This window comes from Nitrospira sp. BLG_2 (assembly GCF_049222245.1).
In genome coordinates, this window is sequence record NZ_JBLYIG010000231.1 from 1 (window position 1) to 1,755 (window position 1,755).

Consider the following 1,755-nt stretch of genomic DNA (forward strand, 5'->3'; position numbering starts at 1 on the left):
ACATCGGCTGTTCCAGGATCCACATTTCATAGATGGGGATTGCCATCATGACGATGAAGCTTACGACCATCAGCGTGTCGCCCATCAGCATCGTGAGCACAAAAAACGGAGACACATAGCTGATCAGCCACGGTGACACCAAATCCAACCCCACGCCTCCGAAAGACATCCAGGTCATCACCACTTTCATAAGATGACTCGCCTCGGTAAGGTAGAGCACGTGTGCGAGAATCATGAAAACGACGGGCATCGTGAACAAGTGAAAGTGGGTAACCTCGGCCAGCTCCCGAAAGGACATCGGTTCGCCGAATGTGGCATCGGACCCCCGGTAATGGTCCGCGATTCCCTGAGGAGACAACCCGGTCATGTCGTGGGCCCAAAAAAAAGAAAAGGCAAATCCAACCAGCATCAGGAGCAGGAACTGCGTATAGAGCAATCTGATATGGCGGTCCGAGTCTCGGAGGCGAAAGCGCGTATTGAAATTCCGCATGACGTCAGACAGTTTCGGGGGTTATTTGCCGAACAGCAGGCTGAAGAAGCCTCTCTCGGCCCTGCGCGCTTCGAGCGTGTCGCTACCTAGTCCTGCGGGCTTCAAATAGAACTCATCCAATAACACCAACACGCGTTTCACACCCGCGCTCATGGAGCGTACGGACATGGTTGCGCCGGATATATTGATGATATCTTTGTTGATGCGGATCGGATCGGACACGTTCTTGCCTTCATATTGAGAGTTAAAGCGTTTCGTACGCACTTCGCTGCCTTTGGCGTCGCGAAAGACCAGCAGTTCGACATCCTGACAGGTCCCTTCTGCGTCCACACCGACCATGTACGTCATGGGCTTATACTTTCCTATTGTGTTATGAATCATGGCATAGCCGTCGATCTTGTCTCCGGTCTCTCCAATGTAGACCTCGAACGATTCCTCCGGAAACTTCCATCCGATGCGCTGTTCGATCAACTCCTTTTTCTCCTGTGTGAGGCGGATCAATTCCCGTCGGATGCGTTTCGACTTCGGAAGAGCATGTTTCAGAGCTTCTTCCTCGGTCATGAATTCTTCGTACTTGAAGTCCTGCTCGGTGACGTATCGGCGCAACTCATTGTCCCAGATCCGTTCGCCGCTGAGCGCGGCCGTCGTCCACAGGGAGAATCCTGCAAAGCAGATGATGGAGGCGGTTAGGCGAGTGAGCATCCTTGCTCCTTGAGCTTGCCGTCAAGTCGGTGTTCGACATCGGTCATCACCTCTCGGGAAGGGTCCGTATCAGCCCAGCCGAAAAGCCTTGATCCTCCGCGAAATGCCCAACGCTGACGTTCCTCAATAAAATTGACATTTGTGACGTCGCTGAGTCGCTTGACATTCATGATGATGCGGGAGCGGTCCTTGCTCTCCATTTCACGCTGGAATGCTCCGTACTTTCGACCGGGCATTGGGATCTCCAGCCATGCGGTTTCGATGAGTCCCTTATCCTTCTCTTGGACTTTGATCGACCTATCCTTGACGCTGTCGATGGCGGCATCCCAAACCTTGTCGTAGGAACAAACGACATACCGCTCCTGCAGACCCGTCAATGACGAGCACCCGATTTGCCATAGGAGAATTCCAGCGCCTAAGAATCCTGCAACACTCTGCCTAATGCTCATGATGACATCTTCGGCCCGGACTGCTGCCTGCGTACGCAGGCAGCAGTCTTCTTAGGTTTCTAGAAATACGTGGCTGCCATGAATAAGAACCCGTTCCCGTCGATCCGGGTCACC

Annotated in this window: 3 protein-coding genes; all 3 read right to left on the bottom strand. The window is 53.3% G+C overall.

All coding sequences use genetic code 11. The annotated features are described in order from the left end of the window. Positions 1–490: Aq_1264-related membrane protein (locus ACOSYY_RS06460; RefSeq protein ID WP_421661446.1), on the bottom strand; the 490-nt coding region annotated here is incomplete at its 3' end. A 21-nt stretch (positions 491–511) separates the two neighbouring features. After that, the gene (locus tag ACOSYY_RS06465; RefSeq protein WP_421661447.1) at positions 512–1,192 is read right to left on the bottom strand and encodes an FMN-binding protein; all 681 of its coding nucleotides are present in this window, start codon (positions 1,190–1,192) and stop codon (positions 512–514) included. Continuing rightward, complete coding sequence (locus tag ACOSYY_RS06470) at positions 1,177–1,641, bottom strand: hypothetical protein (protein WP_421661448.1); 465 nt, start codon at positions 1,639–1,641, stop codon at positions 1,177–1,179. The genes ACOSYY_RS06465 and ACOSYY_RS06470 overlap by 16 nt, the downstream gene beginning before the upstream one ends. Positions 1,642–1,755: the final 114 nt, after the last annotated feature.

Coding starts and splice junctions, on each gene's coding strand:
- ACOSYY_RS06465 (WP_421661447.1), bottom strand. CDS start 1,192: ATGCTCACTCGCCTAACCGCCTCCATCATCTGCTTTGCAGGATTCTCC.
- ACOSYY_RS06470 (WP_421661448.1), bottom strand. CDS start 1,641: ATGAGCATTAGGCAGAGTGTTGCAGGATTCTTAGGCGCTGGAATTCTC.